The sequence below is a fragment of the Candidatus Cloacimonadota bacterium genome (assembly GCA_020532085.1).
Classification (GTDB): domain Bacteria; phylum Cloacimonadota; class Cloacimonadia; order Cloacimonadales; family Cloacimonadaceae; genus Syntrophosphaera.
The window spans coordinates 41,098-57,276 of sequence record JAJBAV010000004.1 but is presented as its reverse complement, the minus strand read 5'-3'; the positions used below and the strand labels follow the sequence as shown (position 1 = coordinate 57,276).

12 protein-coding genes are annotated in these 16,179 nt (G+C 60.4%); 2 read left to right on the top strand and 10 right to left on the bottom strand.

All coding sequences use genetic code 11. The annotated features are described in order from the left end of the window. Positions 1-27 precede the first annotated feature (27 nt). Positions 28-891, top strand: coding sequence for a hypothetical protein (locus LHW45_02060; GenBank protein ID MCB5284363.1), 864 nt, complete (start codon positions 28-30; stop codon positions 889-891). A gap of 3 nt (positions 892-894) precedes the next feature. On the opposite strand, the gene LHW45_02055 is transcribed toward LHW45_02060, so the two are convergent. From LHW45_02055 to LHW45_02015, 9 genes are read right to left on the bottom strand one after another with little or no spacing between them, the layout of a single operon-like run. After that, entirely contained in the window at positions 895-2,568 is a 1,674-nt protein-coding gene (locus LHW45_02055; protein MCB5284362.1) for a hypothetical protein, read from the bottom strand. Between the two features lie 58 nt (positions 2,569-2,626). After that, positions 2,627-4,153, bottom strand: a complete 1,527-nt coding sequence (locus tag LHW45_02050) for a hypothetical protein (GenBank protein ID MCB5284361.1) — start codon at positions 4,151-4,153, stop codon at positions 2,627-2,629. Further along, entirely contained in the window at positions 4,150-4,899 is a 750-nt protein-coding gene (locus tag LHW45_02045; protein MCB5284360.1) for a hypothetical protein, read from the bottom strand. The genes LHW45_02050 and LHW45_02045 overlap by 4 nt, the downstream gene beginning before the upstream one ends. 17 nt (positions 4,900-4,916) lie before the next feature. Then, entirely contained in the window at positions 4,917-6,020 is a 1,104-nt protein-coding gene (gene ugpC, locus LHW45_02040; protein MCB5284359.1) for a sn-glycerol-3-phosphate ABC transporter ATP-binding protein UgpC, read from the bottom strand. 45 nt (positions 6,021-6,065) lie between these two features. Further along, positions 6,066-7,724, bottom strand: a complete 1,659-nt coding sequence (locus tag LHW45_02035) for a GGDEF domain-containing protein (GenBank protein ID MCB5284358.1) — start codon at positions 7,722-7,724, stop codon at positions 6,066-6,068. Between the two features lie 54 nt (positions 7,725-7,778). Next, complete coding sequence (locus tag LHW45_02030; GenBank protein ID MCB5284357.1) at positions 7,779-8,123, bottom strand: septum formation initiator family protein; 345 nt, start codon at positions 8,121-8,123, stop codon at positions 7,779-7,781. Then, a complete protein-coding gene (locus tag LHW45_02025) occupies positions 8,120-9,244 on the bottom strand; it encodes a DUF362 domain-containing protein (protein ID MCB5284356.1) in 1,125 nt (374 codons plus the stop codon). The genes LHW45_02030 and LHW45_02025 overlap by 4 nt, the downstream gene beginning before the upstream one ends. Next, entirely contained in the window at positions 9,244-10,443 is a 1,200-nt protein-coding gene (locus LHW45_02020) for a hypothetical protein (GenBank protein ID MCB5284355.1), read from the bottom strand. The genes LHW45_02025 and LHW45_02020 overlap by 1 nt, the downstream gene beginning before the upstream one ends. A gap of 17 nt (positions 10,444-10,460) precedes the next feature. Continuing rightward, the gene (locus LHW45_02015; protein MCB5284354.1) at positions 10,461-11,714 is read right to left on the bottom strand and encodes an adenylosuccinate synthase; all 1,254 of its coding nucleotides are present in this window, start codon (positions 11,712-11,714) and stop codon (positions 10,461-10,463) included. A gap of 215 nt (positions 11,715-11,929) precedes the next feature. Here LHW45_02015 and LHW45_02010 point away from each other — a divergent pair, with 215 nt between their 5' ends. After that, a complete protein-coding gene (locus tag LHW45_02010) occupies positions 11,930-15,031 on the top strand; it encodes a hypothetical protein (GenBank protein MCB5284353.1) in 3,102 nt (1,033 codons plus the stop codon). Positions 15,032-15,140: 109 nt separating this feature from the next. On the opposite strand, the gene LHW45_02005 is transcribed toward LHW45_02010, so the two are convergent. After that, a complete protein-coding gene (locus LHW45_02005; GenBank protein ID MCB5284352.1) occupies positions 15,141-15,887 on the bottom strand; it encodes a class I SAM-dependent methyltransferase in 747 nt (248 codons plus the stop codon). Positions 15,888-16,179 lie beyond the last annotated feature (292 nt).

Genomic DNA, 16,179 nt, shown 5'->3' with positions numbered 1-16,179 from the left:
CGGATCTTGGAACTGGAGAAACGAGAGATGAAGAGAATGTTGCAGCCTGGTGGAGCGGCTCTGCTCTTGATTTTGCTGATCGGCCTGAGCGCCTGCGGGCGGGACGAGCTGAGCTTCGCGGTGACAGCGGACGATATTTTAGGCGAATACCGCGTGAACCAGGTGGCTGCGGAAGCCAAATACCTGGATACAAGCGGCAAGGTTGCCGGCCGGGTGGGGTCGCTGGAACCCCGGGACCAGGGGCGGGCGATCCTGCGGCTGGTGGGGCTGGGAGTCACGCCGGAACAGGTATCCTGCATGTTTTCCGGCAACAAAGCCATGCAAGCGCTGGCCGGCCTGCGGGCCGGGCAGGAGGTTACCGTGATCGGCAAAGTGATGAGCTACAACGCCAAATACGGGCTGCGGCTGTCCAACTGCGCGCTGGATCTGGAGGTCAAGTCCGGGGTTGGCCAAGCGACCGGAGCCAAGCCCGCGCAGGAAGAAGCGCCCAGCCTTGTGCCTCCGGTGATCGGCAGCGCCGAACGCGCCGCCATCTCCGCTTTGGTGGAAATCTGGAGCCGCGCCCACAACGAGAAGGATATGGAGGCCTTTCAATCCCTCTATGCCCCCCGGGTGGAATTCTATTTGCAAACCTATCCCCGCGCCCACTGCGTTGGAGTGAAGCAAGAATTGCTCACCGTCAAGCATCCTGATTTTTATCAGGAGAGCACGGAACCCAGCCTGATCATTCTTGCGAACGGTCAGGTCCGCGCGGATTTTACGAAGGTGGTCTATCAGGCAGGCAAAAGCAAAAGCTACCAGGCCTATCTGATCCTGGAAAAGCAAGCCGGCCGCTGGCAGATCGTGAAGGAAAGCGATCTGACCACGGATGGCAACAGGCGTAAAAACTAGCCGCTATTCTGTGCCCAGGCTCAGGTTACTGAAGGCAGTGAGGCTGATCTCTCTGTCCGAGGCCTGCAGGTAGGTAACGCGGAGGCGGTCGCCGGTGCTGGTGAGGGGCAGCAGGTTACTGAGGCTGCTGGTGGCGATGAAGACCTTGTCCGGAGCGCTGTCGAGGCGGAAATAGTAGTAGGCGCGGCCGTCCTTGATGTCACTGCCGAAGCGGGTCACTGTTCCTTCCAGGGTTACGTCGCCCTCCAGTTTTTCGGCTATCCTGCCCACCCGGCTGTCCGCCATGGCCAGCTGGAAGTTGTCCCGCGCCTCACGCAGGGTCTCGCCCACGCCCACCAGGGAAAAATCGCTCACGGAGACGAAACTGAACATCTTCACCAGGCCGGAGCCGTCCTTGAGAGTCATGAAATAGATGGGTTTGCCGCCCATGTTCACCAGAATGGGAAAGGTGGCGCGGTAGCGGAAGTTCTGCACCTTGCCCTCGGCGGAGCGCATGGCCGCGGTTTCGGTGGCGCCGGAGAGCAGGTAGAGGTGGCTCTTTTTGTTGCGGGTGTCGGTGAGAGAAAAGCCCACGGTGCCTTCATCCGAGCCCACGCTGGAGAGTCCGGTGTAGAAATAGCTGCGCTGGTCGCGGCCGTAGATCACGTTGTAGCCATCGGTAACCTCCAGCATGTCGCGCTTGCCGAAGAGGGTGTTCCAGAAACCGTTCACGTAGCGGCCCCACCAGGAGAGCTGGGGTATCACGAAATAGGAGGGCTGCACCCGGTCCACCCAGGCCGGAAGCTTGGAATCGTCGAAACTGCCGTCGGCCAGCTTGGTGAGGGGATAAAAGTCGATCTTTCCGCTCACAGCGTGCACGGTGGCCAGTCCGGTGGCCTCGGAGGCGTTCACGCCGATGGCGTGGGTGTAGGTGGTGATGGTCCAGTAAGGTTCGCCTTTGTCGTCCAGCTCAAAGGTATCCCCGGCGAGGCCTTTGCCCATGAAACCGTGGAAGTAGAGGTGGCGGTAGAGGTCCTGGCCGAAAAAGGAATTGCGCTGATAGCGGATCTTGATGGGCTGGCCGCTGAGCTGGCGGATAAAGGTGATATCCTGGGGATCGGTGGCTGAAACTTTGATGTAGCCGGGGGTTCCGTCTTTCAGATTGGTGAGCCATTTGAAGAAACCGCTGTGGAGGAGGGGCACCACCCAATAGAGTTTGCCCTCCACCATCTGAATGGTGGGCTTTCCCAGCACCACCCGGCTGCCCAGGGCAAAATCGTCACCCAGTTTCTTTTCGGCCAGGCTGGCCGCGAAAGAGGAATCGATGATCGGCACCTGGTCCAGGTTCACGGGGGAGACCAGCTCGGAAAACTCGGTCTTCTGCACCTCGCCGATCAGGTTGCGGTGCTTGCGCGGGTTGAACATCCCGCTGGAAAAGAAGGGGACCAGCACCAGCCAGATCAGCAGCAGGGGAATGGCGATCGCCACCACCTTGCGGATCTTTGCCCAGCCCAGCAAGGGGACCAGGCAGATCACCAAAGGCACGATCCAGCCAACGAAGCGGAAATTCAGCACCGGCAGGGCGAAGTATAAAATGAGGCCCGCGATCACCGCGAACCAGAGCAGGGCAACCCAAAACCGCAGCTTCTTCTGCGGAAATTTGAAGGCGGGAGACATCTTTACTTTGGGACGTAACATTGTTCCTCCTTTTTAAGGCGGGATTTTGATTTCATCATCCCGGTGGGGCAAATTTCTGTCAAGCGGAATCCGCGGCCCGGCCCGGCCAGCTCCAGCCCCAGCGCAGCCACAGGCGGTATGAATCCTCGTACAGAAAAGACTTGCGGCCCTGGAATCCCAGCCGCCAGGACCCCCTGCGCCAGGCCAGATCGGCCACCAGGAGCTTGTCCTCCGCGCTTTCCGGCAGCAATGTGTAGGGGTCCAGTTCATCCACCAGCCAGATCTCCTCCGCGCTCTGCCAGGCCAGATAATCCAAGCCGAGTTCCCAGTCCTTGTGCTCCCAGGCAAAACCGAAACGCACCCGGTGGGTGTTGCGGCTGAAGTTGAATTTGTCCTGCAGGGTGTAGCTGAAGTCCAGCCGCTGGTAAAAGTTGGTTTGAAAGCGGAGTTGCCCGCTCAGCTGAATGCGCCAGTTTCGCGGCTCGGAGGACACGTAGTTGGAATCCACGAGGCTGATGATCTCGCGGTCGTAGTTGTGAAACAGCAGTTTCAGATGGCTGCCCCTGTCGCTGTAGCCCAGCGAGCCCGTGAAGCGGGAGAGGGCGCCGCCGTCGAAGCCGGAGCCGCCGCTAATGGTGTAGCGTAGTTTCAGCGTCACATGCAGTGGCAGTCCGAGGCTCAAATCGCCGTTGATTTCGTCTCTGGAGGCGGCTGTTGACAACACTCCGGGCGAGAGAGCGTAGGGGAGCCTGTCCTTCAGGCCGTTGCGCCCATAGCTGATGCTTTGGCTGAAATCCTTGAGCTTGTAGCTGCAGGTGAGCAGAGCGCTGGGAATTCCCTCCGCCAAGGCTGCTTCTCCATCCAGGCGCAGGTTGTTGTGGCTGAAAGCGGCGTAGAGGCTTGCCGCCCAGAGCGAGCGGTTGGTGCCGGTTTCGGCGAAATCCCGGTCGTACTGCCGCCAGTAGAGCAATCCGCCTGCCCGCAACCGGGGCAACGCCACTCCGGCGGCCAGGCCCAGAATGTCTTCCCGGGTGGTGGTAAGCCCGCCGGAGCGGGTTTTTGGCAGGCTCCGGATCTGCCCTTCAGTATCAGTTTTCGCCTCGCGGTATTGCACCGAGGCGAAGACAGCTCCGCGCAGAAAGCGGTAACGGTGGGTGAGAACGGCGCCTTGGGGGCTGTAGTTTCTGGGGGAAAGTGGATTGGGCAGGCTGAAGAGGCTGTCTGGCTGGGCCCGGGAGTTGGAACCGCTCACGAGGCCGCGCCCGAAGCTGAACCTGTAGCTGCCGAGGACCAGATCCCAGCGGGGTGAAGAGGTGTGTAGCCGGAAGGAGCCGGCGCTCAGGGCGTCATGGAGGCGGTGATTGTAGTTCAGCTGCAACTCCGCCCGGTCGATCCGGCAGGCGGCGCTGGCCTGAAACTGGGTGTTGGCCGGGGCCAGGGTGGCGCGGGCATCGATGGAAAAGGGCTGGCCGCGCAGTTCCTGGTAGATCTGCTCCCAGGCGGCTTCTGCCTGGGCGGCGTAGTCCAGTTCGGTCAGTTCTTCAGGGATCTGAGCCGCGAGGCAGGCAAGGGAGAATAGCAGGCAGGCAACAAGGCCGGATTTCACCAGGAATAGCCAAGATCGAGGCTGTGGGAGAGACGAAGGTCGGGATGGGTGCGGACGGCGTACATCAGGTCCCAACCTTTCAGCTGGAATCTGAGGCCGGCGCCGAAGCGGTTGGGGGAGCTTTGCCAGGAGCTTTGCAGCAGAAGGTTGTCGGTTACCTCGATGGAGGTGGCGAGGCGGTAGCCGTCGGGTCCGGCTGGGGTATAAACGTAGCTGGTGGCGGCCTCGATGCCCTGCACGATCGCGGTGCTCACGCTGAGATGGAGTTCCGTGTCTTCGCGCCCGATCCTCAGCAGGCGGGCTTCATAGCCGTAGCCGGGGCTGCGGTAGGCCAGGGCGGCATCGCCGCACCAGCTTTGGTAGCTGCCGGTGGAGGCGCTTTCCAGGATCAGATGCTGGGCATAGCCTGCGCTCAGGCCGCCCAGGTTGATCCCCAGCCCCAGGCGGAAATCCTGCAGGCTGTAATCCGCGTCTCCGCTGTGGGAGGCCCCGGCATTGAGCACCAGAAACGAGAGTTTGTGGGCCGCGGAAAGGGAGAAGGTGCCGGCCTCGGGAGCGCTGAAGGGCAGATGGCCAGAGGCGGCGATCCCGGTGAAGGGCAGGGCGGGCGAAAGCTGGAAATCGGCCACGGACTGTGACAGCAGGGTGATCCCCGCCAGGGCGTTGGCCGAAGCGGTGTTCTGGGGAATGAGCGCGCCCAGAGGCAAAGCTACAAGGCAGATGCAGGCCAGGATCAAGCCGCGCATGGAAACCCCGGATGGATTCAGACCAGGCTTAGTTCGGTGGCGGGATCGAAGTAGTGGGCTTTGGCTAGGTTCAGGCTTACCTCCAGCGGAGCGCCGGAAACAGGCAGTTCCTTGGGGTCAAAGCGTGCCGTGAATTCGTTTTTGGCCGTGCGCAGCACCACGTGATATTCGTTGCCGAGGGGCTCCACGATGTCGCAGGTGGTGGAAAGCTTGCGGGGGAAATCGGCCATGGAATCGTAGCGGGCGTCATAGATGTCTTCGGGGCGAATGCCCATGATCACCGGCTTTCCGGTGTATTTCTGCAAGGCCGCGCGGTGGGCGGGGAAGATGTCCAGCTGGAAATCTCCGCTGTCGAAGATCAACTCGCCGCCTTTGGTTTGCACGCTGCCCTGCACCATGTTGATGGCGGGGGAGCCAATGAATCCGGCCACAAAGACGTTGGCGGGGTCGTTGTAGATCTTGAGGGGTGTGTCGATCTGCTGGATCACGCCGTCTTTCATCACCACGATGCGGTCGGCCATGGTCATGGCCTCCACCTGGTCGTGGGTAACGTAGATCATGGTGTTGGCCAGCTGGCGCTGGAGTTTCACGATCTCGGCGCGCATGGCCACGCGGAGCTTGGCGTCGAGGTTGGAAAGGGGTTCGTCAAAGAGAAAGACCTTGGGGTTGCGCACGATGGCGCGGCCGAGGGCCACCCTCTGGCGCTGGCCGCCGGAAAGCTGGGCCGGCTTGCGTTTCAGCATGTCCTGGATGCCAAGGAGTTCGGCGGCATGCTGCACTTTTCCGCGGATGCTTTCCTTGTCCTCGCCGCGCAGCTTCAGGGCGAAGGCCATGTTGTCGTAAACGCTCATGTGGGGGTAGAGGGCGTAATTCTGGAAGACCATGGCGATGTCGCGGTCTTTGGGGGGAACGTTGTTGACCAGGGTGTCCCCGATCCAGATCTCGCCGCTGGAGATCTCTTCCAGCCCGGCGATCATTCTTAGCACGGTGCTTTTTCCGCAGCCGGAGGGGCCAACGAGAACAACGAATTCCTTATCCTCAGCTTCGAAATTGGCGTCTATAACGGCATGTACAGTGTTGTCGTATATCTTGTTGAGGTCTTTAACCACGATCTTGGCCATCTGAATACTCCTTTGGGCAAACAAAAAATGCGGTGGGCAAAGCTGTCAAGCAGGAAATCGGTCCGGGGCGCGGACCACCTGGTCGCGACCGGTGTTTTTGGCGGTGTAGAGCGCGGCGTCAATGCGGGCGATCTGTTCATCCAGATCACTCTGGCTGAGGCAGGCTTGATTGGTGGTGGCCCAGCCGATGCTCACGCTGATGCGGATGGGGTTGCCCTGCCAGCTGAAACGGTGGCTCGCCACTTTGTGGCGCAATTCGTTCATCAGGGCTTCCATGCGTTCCTGGCTAACGTCGAAGAGCACGAGCAGGAATTCCTCGCCGCCGTAGCGGATCACGGCATCGCTCTTGCGGAAGGAGGAAAGCAGCAACCGGGCCAGGCTTTTCAGCACCTGGTCGCCGGCGGGATGGCCCAGGCGGTCGTTCACGCTCTTGAAAAAATCGATGTCGAGGATGGCCAGGCAGACAGGCACCTTGTGGCGGGCGGCCAGCTGAAAGGCGTGGTAGAGGTTGTTGGCCAGGTAGCGGCGGTTTTTCAGGCCGGTGAGGTTGTCCGTGATCGAGAGTTCCTCCACCTGGCGCAGCAGGGTTTTGATGGTGCTGTAGTTTTCGTGCAGGGTTTCCACGTAGGCGTTGTTTTGCAGGCTGATCTGGCTGCCCAGTTCCACCACTCGCTGCTGGAGATAGGTCATGGCGCGGGCGTACTGTTCGTCGTGGAGGTTGGCGCGCAGGAAGAAGGAAAGGTTTTGCAGGTAGGACCAGCTTTTGTGCAGATAGTAGTTCGAGTGCTGAAATTCGCGAATGGACTGGGGAATGCTGGCTTTCACTGCGGAGAGGTAGTTTCCGGCAAAGAAGTGGAGATACAGCAGCTGCTGCACGCTCAGCAGGGAGGAGGGGTGGTGAAGTAAAAGCCTGGTGTAGAGCATCTTTTCGCCGGGGTTGGCGTGGCGGTGTTCCTGGTTGAAAAGTTCGTAGAGCAGGGTGGCGGAGAGGAGGTCATTCCTCTGGCGCAGCCGGGCGCCAAACTTCTGTAGCACCTGCTTGCGGAGGGCGGTGTCGCGGCCCCAACTGAGCATCCTAACCCATCTGAGGATCAGGTAGAGGGCGGTGGCGGGCCCGTCCAGGCGGTGGTATTCACAGATCAGGTTCAGCCACAGGGAACTGAAGCTGAGGCGTTTTCCCCGTTTCTGGAGAATGCGGGCCAGGGAAAGCAGCCAGATGATGTAGAGGCGCGGCTGCTGAAGCGAGACCTGGGGCTCCAGCTCTTTGCGCAGGGGACGGGCGCTGTCCAGGTCGCCCATCAGGGTAAGCAGCCAAAAGAGTTCCAGGCGGTGGAAGAGCTTTTTCTCGGTTTCTCCGGGGCCAAGGGGAAAGATCTGGCTCAGGGCGGCGGGGAGCTCATGTTCCGGGTCGAGGGGAAAGTTGTCCAGATGCTTGAAAAAGGGCAGTAACTGTCCCGGTCCGGCATCCGCTTCGGCGCGCAGGAGCCCCACCAGTTGTTCCTGGATGTTGGCGCAGCGGGCGCGGTTTTCGCGCAGGGAAGGTTCGCGGCCGGGTTCACCGGAGCTTTGGGCCAGGATTATGTTGATCAGATATTCGCGCTGGGGTCCGCTGGAATCCAGCAGCAGGGCCAGCATCTCGCGCAGGCTTTTTTTGCGTCGCCGGCTCACCGGAGCGGGCGCGTGGCCGTCAGTCCCGTCGGTCATCCAGTCTCCCAGTGGCGGCGCGGTTCAGCTATCCGGCAAGATCCAGGCACGGCTTCACTTGTCTCCGGCTTTTTTGCCCGGCCTGGCCATGCTGTCGCCCTGGGCCGGTTTGAAAATATAGGCGGTTTCGTCTTCTGCGTAGATGCCCTGCGCGGCACGGATGGCGCGTTTGCGCTCCTCCGGATCGGTCTTAAGCCGTTGGTTTTCCTGCTTCAGGCTGTCGTTCTGCGCCTCCAGGGCCTCCACCAGCTTCTCTTTTTTGCTGGCGCTTTGCTGCAGGCGCCATTTCTGGTAAAAGCTGTTGCTACCCCAGAACACGATCCAACTGAGGATGAATAGGAACAGGACCAGGTAGATGAGGTTGAACAGGGCTTTGTGCTTGGGCTGTTGTTTTTTCATTTTTCAATGATCCTGGTGAGAAAGGTTTTGTGGATGTCTACCGCGCCATGGGGACACATCTCGTGGCAGCACATGCATTTGATGCACTTGCGGGGGTCGATGGCGGGCAGGGTGAATTTGCTGGGGGCAGAAATGGCCTGCACGGGGCAGCTTTTCACGCAGATGCCGCATTTCTGGCAGCGATTGCTGATCACGGGCCTTTTGCCGTAATAACGCTGCACCAGATGGTGGGCGAAGCGGGGCACGCGGCGGAGCACGCGGTAGCTGTATTTCACGGCCCGGATGTCCACGTCCGGCAGCGTGAAATCGCGGAAACTGGTGGGCACGTGCACCCGGGAGGGCAGCACTCCGTCCATCTGCAGCGCTTCGCTGAGGTAGGGAACGTCGTCGAGGCGGAAGCCCATCATCCTCGCGGCGGCAAAATCCAGGGAGGATACGGAGCGCGAACCCAGCAGCAGGCCGAAATTCCTGGCCCGTCCACCAGAGGGGCCGATGCCGTTCATGCCCAGGATCCCGTCGATGAAGCTGTAGGAAAGCCGGGCGCGCGTGAGTCCGTAGAGCGCCAGCAGCAGATGGGAGAAATCCACTGAGTTGGGATAGCGGCCATGATAATCAGATTTCACGAGGCCTGGCACCAGGCCATAGAGATTCTTCAGAGCGCCGGTGAAGCCCACCAGGCCGTGAGTCTTGTATTTGGCGATGTTGATCACGATCCCGCATTGCCAGAAGACCTCGGAGATCTTCACGGGGATTCCCTCCCACTGGAGTTCGCGGTAGCCGGCGGTGGAAAGATTGACCAGTTTCACGGGGTAGCGCTGGGCCAGATCGCTGAGTCCGCAGACTTTCCAGACCTGCTCCACATTGGCCGTGCCGCCGGGACTGTCGCCGATCCACACCTCTTTGCCCAGTTCCAGAAAGTGGTGGATCAGGGCTTCCAGCAGCACGGGATGGGTGGTAACGGCCCGCTCGGGTGGAAAAGCGCCCAGCAGATTGGGTTTCAGCAACACCCGCTTGCTGCGCTTGATCCTCAGGCGGTTCGCCTGGCCCAGAAAATCTCCCACCGCGGCCTCAAGCTGCGGTAGGTCGTAGGTTTCTATCTTGCGGATCTGAACTTTGGGCATCAGTCGAAGTAGAGGAAGTTCTTGCGCTTGAAGGCGCTGAAAAAGAGGTCCACGGAAAAGCTCACCTGGGCTACGGGGGCCTGTCCGGCCACGTCGATCAGGCCGGCGAGGTTCACCCTCACGTCCGGATGGCTCCAGGAACTGCCCAGCGTGAGGATATGCTGGTTGTTTTTGCCCACCTGGCCCTGGGGCAACACGGCGTTCCACCAGATGGAGAGGGTGTCCGAAGCGGCGTCGGGGATCAGAAAATCCCCGACCCACACCTGCGGATGGTACATGTATCCTGCCCGGTAGGTGTAGCGGCGGATGGTCTTTTCCGCGCCCACGTGAATGGTGTAGCGATCCCTGAAGGCGGGGCTGATGGCGCTGCATTGCTCAAAGTCGAGTTCGGCGGTGAGGAAGGCGTCGTTTTTGCCGTAAGCCATGCCGATGGCCAGATTGAGGGGCAGGCGGGTCTCGTAACTGGCGAATTTGAGGTCCCAGTCCACATTCTGCTGCGGCACCACGCTGAGTCCGGCGCTGAGGGTCTCGCCGCTGTAAAGCAGCCCCAGCTGGGGCCTCAGCACATACTTGGTGTCTCTGATGCGCTCGAAGGAACGCAGGAAGGTCACATCGCCCAGATGATAGATCTGGTTGTGCAGATTCAGTCCCACGTGGAAATCGTCCTTGTGCCAGGCGGCGTTGGCTGTGATCTGGTTCAGGTAAAAGCTGGGATAGCGCTGGATGAGGCCGTAGCCCATGTTGATCTCCACGCCGAAATTGTCCACCTTGATGGTCTTGGGCAGGCTGTAAAGCAGGCCGTAAGTGAAATTGGGGCCGATCCTGCCACCTCCGCCGATGATCCCCACGGGCACGGGCGAGTTCATGGTCTCATTGGTCATCTGGTAGTAAACGGAAGTGTCCGCCATGGCATAGATATCGCTGTCCACCGGCGGCTTCACCAGCAGTTCCAGATGCAGGGATGCCTTGTCCGGACGGTAGCCAGCGGGGTTTTTGAGCACGTTGTCCACTCCTCCGGGGATGGCCAGGCCGGTGTGACCGCGGCCCATCGCGCTGGTGGAGATGTAGTTGCGCGTAAAACTGTCGAAGATGGGGTTCACATATTGGGGCTGGGGAAAGGTCAAAGTATCCGGGGCCTGGGCGCCAAGGGCCGTGCCCAGCAATCCCAGCACAAGCAGAAAGATCAGGTTCCTGCACATGGCATAATCTCCTTATATCACTTTACAACAATGGTTTGAGTGCGGTCCTTGCCCACCGATACCAGCTTGATGGGAACTTCCACGAGGTCCTGGACCGCCTCCAGATAATCCTTGGCCGCCCTGGGCAGGCGGGAGAGGCTGCGGATTTTGCCAAGATCGGCTTCCCAACCCGGCAAGCTGAGGTATTCTGGCTCCAGCCGTTCCAGGTCCAGCGGATGGGGCGCGTAACCGGGCAGTTTCTTGCCGTCCAGCCAGTAACCGGTGCAGATCTTAAGTTCCGGCAAGCCGCTCAGCACGTCCAAAAGTGTCAGGGCCATTGCGTCCAGGCCGTTCAGGGCGGCGGTGTATTTGGCGGCCACGGCATCGAACCAGCCTATTCTTCTGGGCCGGCCGGTGGTGGCGCCGAACTCGTTGCCCACTGTGCGGATGCGCTCGGCGGTGGCGTCGAAAAGTTCGGTGGGAAAAGGCCCTTCCCCCACCCGGGTGGCGTAGGCTTTGTAAACTCCCAGGATCTTGTCCAGCCAGCGCGGGGGAAAACCGATGCCCGTGCTGGCCCCACCGGTGGTGGTATGTGACGACGTTACATAGGGATAGGTGCCGTAAGTGAGGTCCAGCAGCGTGCCCTGGGCGCCCTCGAACAGGACGGATGCGCCGGCCAGGTAAGAAGCGCGCACCAGTTCATCCGCCTGGGCGGCATAGGGCTTGAGAAAATCCCACACGTCTGCAAGCTGCTTCAGCTCGCCTGCCAGATCGCGGGGCTCAAGGTCATGAAAGGCGTAAAGGCTGATCAGGCGCTGCTTCAGCCAGTCAGGATGGCCCAGGTCTCCGAAGCGCAGGCCGCTGCGGGCCGCCTGATCCGCGTAGGCGGGGCCGATCCCCTTGCCTGTGGTGCCGATCTTGCTGGCGCCCAATTCCTCTTCCGTGCTGCCGTCCAGTTCTTTGTGCAGCGGCAGCACCAGCCCGGCGCGGACATCGATGAACATCCGGCCGCCAAAATCTATGCCCTGGCTCATCAGCGCCTTCATCTCTTCGCGCAGGCCGTGGGGATCGATCACCGTGCCGGCGCCGATCACGCATCTGGCCTTGGGATAGAGGATGCCCGAAGGCACCGTGTGAAATACATATTTGGCTTCGTTCAAAACTATCGTGTGTCCGGCATTCGCCCCGCCCTGAAAACGCGCCACCACATCGGCGTCCGCGCCCAAAAAATCGACGATCTTCGCTTTGCCCTCGTCACCCCACATGCAGCCCAGCACCGTTAATGAACTCATTTATCGCTCCCTTGCGTTCGTAAAGGCATTATTTTACCCGGATGTTTTTCTGTCAAATTATTTCTTGGCCCCGATGCGCGTGTCCCGGCCAACCACAACCCCGGATTCGTTTTACGGACTGGGATCCCGTACCGGATTTGGCAGGGCCGGGATTTACCTTGACATATATTGGATATTTCTCAAATGTGAACCAAACATTGGCCATGGGGAGAATGATGCGCCCACGCACAGCCACTCTGATGCTCATCCTGGCCCTGCTGCTGGCTTTTGGCCGTTTGGCAGGTTTGGGTAAGGAGCGCGCGGACAGCGTGAAGAGGCTGGACACATCCCGGTATCACAATGTGGGCAACATCTGGCTGCGGGTGAGCAATTTCGGCTATTTCGGCAGTGGCGGGGCCACTGGCGAGCAGTATCCATCCCTGGAATACCCTGGCGGCAGCGGAGTGGATTATCTCTTTCAGGGCAGCTTGTGGTTTGGGGCCAAAAAATACCGCCGGGACGAAGCCGGGCGCAGACTGTACTGGCAGTCGCTGCATCCCAGCGCGGACAGCTCCGGCACGGTGGCGGAAGGAAGCCCGGACTGGCAACCCTGGATGGTGCCGGTGGTGGACACCCTGGTCACGATCGGCGAGGACAGCGTGCTCAACGTGCATGAACTCCTGCCGGCTTACAACCCTCTGGTGGCTGGCAACCCGGACGTTCAGGACCTCTATCTGGCCTGCAACTCCACCGACCAGATCATCACCGCCAGCAGCCGCTATCACAAACGCGGGGAGGATGACGACGGCGACGGCGTCATCGATGAAGATTTCATCGGCTACAGCTTTCCCCTGCGCGGCGCGGACGAACTTCCCCGCCAGTTCAGCGCTTTCGGCGGTTTGCGCATCCATCAGACGGATAACTACGAAGCCATCACCTCCGGCTTCAATTCCGAGATCTGGTTTCCCCTGGGCTTTATGGACCTGAGCGACCTCAGCAACGCCTCCTACAACTTCGCCCAGCCCTGCGACGACGATTCCGACGGCCAGGTGGATGAAGACGGGGCCCCGGTTTCCGAGCAGGATTTCATCTCTTACTATTACGACTACTGTCCCTTTGGCACACCCGGAGACAGGGATCTGGGCATCAGCCGCGGCCAAAACCGGCATTATCCCCTGAATATCCGGGTGCGGCAGATGTCCTACCAGTGGAGCTACGACTACATCAAGAACTTGGTTTACATCGAGTTTGACATCACCAACATGAACCTCGCCACCCGGGACACGCTGTTCGACTGCTGTATGGGCATCTACGTGGATTCGGACTGCGGGCCGCAGGTGATGGGCGGGGAAAAGGCCAGCGACGACATTTCCGGCTATGTGAAGGGTGTGGGCTACGAATTTGCCTTCACGCGCGACGCCGATTTCGATGGCGGACTCACCTGCGGCATCATGGGCGCCCGGGTTTGCACTCCGGACCCCGATCTGCTCCGCTTTCACTGCTGGTATTGGAGCGGCGTGAACGGACCGCACGACGCCGATCCCCTTTCCTTCAACTATGCCCCCCGGCTCACCGCCAACGAAAAATACTGGCTGCTCACGGGCCGCAATCCCAATCCCACGAACTTCCAGCCCCTGCGCCCGGAAGCGCTGGAGCAGATGGAATTCGTGCAGCCCACCCCCACGGACACCCGCTTCCTCTTTGCTTTTTACGGCGCGCAACCCGGCAGCTCGGACTTCAACGAGATCGAAGGGGGCGTTTACCACAAACGCTGGGACCTGGCTCCGGGCAAGACCATGAAGATCGTGGTGGCGCTGTTTCCCGGCGAGACGATGGAGGAACTGAAACGCACGGCGCGCTGGGCCATGGAGATCTACGGACGCGCCCAAACCCTTGTTACGGTGGTGCTTCCGGACACTTTTCCCCACTACAGCCCACCCGAACCGCCGGCCATCCCCAAACTCTTTGCCGAACTGGCGGACAACGGCAACAGCATCGACCTTTACTGGGATAACCGCGGCGAATTCAGCTACGATCCCATGACCGTGGGCAGTGATGACATCGGCTGGCAGGACCCCTCCGGTCCGAATTTCCGGCCCGGCCTGGACAGCGATCCCCTCTGGGTGGACTGGAGCGGCTTTCCCGAGGAGTTTCAGCCCCGGCTGAACGATCCCACCTTCGTCTTCAACCCCGAGGCCAGGGTGAATCCCTACACCGCTTTCAGGCTGCGCCACGATTTCCAGGGCTACGGCCTCTGGAGCCGCAGCGGCAGCGGCTCGCAGGAAGACTGGGTGCTTGTTGAACGCTGGGACAAGGCCGAAACCCCGCGCGACCTTTCAGATTACGCGGTGAACAGCAGCTGCCCCGGCGCGGACTCGCTCTTCGTGGATTACGGCGGCTATCTCGGCGTGGACAAAGGCCTGCCCAACCCCAATGCCTGGCAGGATTCGGACGCTTACGGCCTCTACACCTGCCTGGACGAAAACTACGCCTACGCGACCAATCCGGACGATCTGTTTTACGGCTGGCCCATCTACGCGCCGGAGGTGGAATGGAGCCGGGAACTGGAACTGGAGGCCCGGCGCATCGCCCTTCTTTATCCCGGCGCGCCGGCGGATCTGGTCCTGGCCCTGCAGGCCCGGTTGTTCAAGCATCCCCAGATGCGCGCCGAGATCTACGACGCCCTCCTGGATACAAAACTCATCCCCCTGCCCGGGCACGGTGGCCAAAACTCCATCCCGGGCTCAGGCGGGGATGATTCGGCCTTGTCACTTTTAAGGCAGAAACGCTTGTCCCGCAGGTATTACCACGCTTCGATCCCGCACCCGCCCAAGGGCAGGGAATGCTACGTGGCCGTAACTGCCTTCGATCGCGGCATTCCCGTGCACGAGCTCAATTTTCTGGAAACCGGACGCGATCCCGACGCCAACATGCTGGTCTTCTTTCCCGGCGCCCTGGCCCGCGAGGACATGGAAAACATCTACGTGGTTCCCAATCCCTATCTGGGCAGCTGCGCCTTCGACGGCCGCAGGCCCAACGACCCCAACGGCGACAAAAGCCGCAGGATGTGGTTCGTGAACCTGCCCGCGCGCTGCGTGATCCGCGTTTATACCCTGGCTGGCGACCTCGTGCGCGAGATCGATCACGACGGAGCCTGTCAGGAAGACGTGATCTCGGTCTCCAAAGCCACCGAACACGGCCTTTCCGCCAGCGGCATCCACGCCTGGGACCTGCTTTCCCGCCACAACCAGATCATTGCCCCCGGCGTCTATCTCTTCTCCGTGCAAAACAAGGCCGACAACAGGATCAAAGTGGGCAAGTTCGTCATCGTCAAATGACAGCCAAATCCCGGGTCGCTCCCAATATCAATACGGTATCAATACGGAATCATTACGGATGAAATCCGTATTGATTCCGTATTGATACCGTATTGATATTTAGAGCCGGTCAGGGTTTCAGGCAGAAAAAGCTGGGGTATTGGTCTCCGTTTTCTTCGTAATCATCCCGCGCGATTTGAAAACCTGTTCGCTCCAGCAAGTACCGCCAGGTTTCAAGTGGAAACAGGCCGCAGACGTGCTGGTCGGTCTCGATCCGCAGTTCTCCGTTCCGGCGGATCAGGTAGATGAAGGTGTTGGACACGCTGCCGTCAGCCTGCAGGTAATCGTTTGTGATATAGGTGACTTCGGTGTCCGGATATTTCTCTGAGGGGATGGATTGGAAGACCTGGGTGCGCCGGTTTTGGAAATTCTCGGAGGTGGCGTCGATGCTAAAGGCCAGCACCCCGCCCGGGGCCAAATGTTTGAAAGCCTGGCGGAAAGAGCGTTCCAAGTCATCCTCGGTGAGCAGATAGGAGATGGCGTCGTCGAGGAAGACGGCGTCAAACTCGCGGTCCAGCCCATAATCGCGCAGATCGCCCCGGAGCAGTTCGCAGCAGGGATTGAGCTCCGCCGCCAGGGCCAGCATCTGTTCGCTGAGGTCCAGCCCGGTCACCTGGAAGTGTTTGCGCAGGGTGAAGAGGTTCTTGCCGCCGCCGCAACCGGCGTTCAGCAGGGTTTTCAATTCCCTCCGGGCGTGGCGGCGCAGGCCTTTCACCATGAATTCGCAATAGGCGGCGTATTCTGTGGCCGGATCTCCCCAGAGTGGCCAGAGCCAGGCCAGATCGGCATAGAGCCGGTTGCTGGAGTCATTTGTCATCAGGCGCTCCTTTTCCCGCCGCGTTGGGTTTCAAACATCATGGACAGCAGGGAAACGCTTGCTGGCGGGCATCGATCCCCGCGCCAAAGCGGATCTTCCGGCCAGGAATGTCAAGCAAAACCTGGGTCTCGGCAGCGCGAGCGGCACCCTGAACGGATTCAGGGCCGTTTCGGCCTCCGGCGCGAGGGCCAAGATAATCCTTGACATCAGGACAGCGGGGTAAAAGCTGGGCCGGAAAAGGTTTTTAAACCAGCCTGATGATATGGACTGGCAACGACTTTAACGACAAAGA

What these genes read in the sequence shown, in the direction of transcription:
- LHW45_02055 (MCB5284362.1), bottom strand. Translation starts at nt 2,568, where the DNA reads ATGTTACGTCCCAAAGTAAAGATGTCTCCCGCCTTCAAATTTCCGCAG.
- LHW45_02030 (MCB5284357.1), bottom strand. Translation starts at nt 8,123, where the DNA reads ATGAAAAAACAACAGCCCAAGCACAAAGCCCTGTTCAACCTCATCTAC.
- LHW45_02060 (MCB5284363.1), top strand. Translation starts at nt 28, where the DNA reads ATGAAGAGAATGTTGCAGCCTGGTGGAGCGGCTCTGCTCTTGATTTTG.
- LHW45_02035 (MCB5284358.1), bottom strand. Translation starts at nt 7,724, where the DNA reads ATGACCGACGGGACTGACGGCCACGCGCCCGCTCCGGTGAGCCGGCGA.
- LHW45_02010 (MCB5284353.1), top strand. Translation starts at nt 11,930, where the DNA reads ATGCGCCCACGCACAGCCACTCTGATGCTCATCCTGGCCCTGCTGCTG.
- LHW45_02045 (MCB5284360.1), bottom strand. Translation starts at nt 4,899, where the DNA reads ATGCGCGGCTTGATCCTGGCCTGCATCTGCCTTGTAGCTTTGCCTCTG.
- LHW45_02015 (MCB5284354.1), bottom strand. Translation starts at nt 11,714, where the DNA reads ATGAGTTCATTAACGGTGCTGGGCTGCATGTGGGGTGACGAGGGCAAA.
- LHW45_02020 (MCB5284355.1), bottom strand. Translation starts at nt 10,443, where the DNA reads ATGTGCAGGAACCTGATCTTTCTGCTTGTGCTGGGATTGCTGGGCACG.
- ugpC (MCB5284359.1), bottom strand. Translation starts at nt 6,020, where the DNA reads ATGGCCAAGATCGTGGTTAAAGACCTCAACAAGATATACGACAACACT.
- LHW45_02005 (MCB5284352.1), bottom strand. Translation starts at nt 15,887, where the DNA reads ATGACAAATGACTCCAGCAACCGGCTCTATGCCGATCTGGCCTGGCTC.
- LHW45_02025 (MCB5284356.1), bottom strand. Translation starts at nt 9,244, where the DNA reads ATGCCCAAAGTTCAGATCCGCAAGATAGAAACCTACGACCTACCGCAG.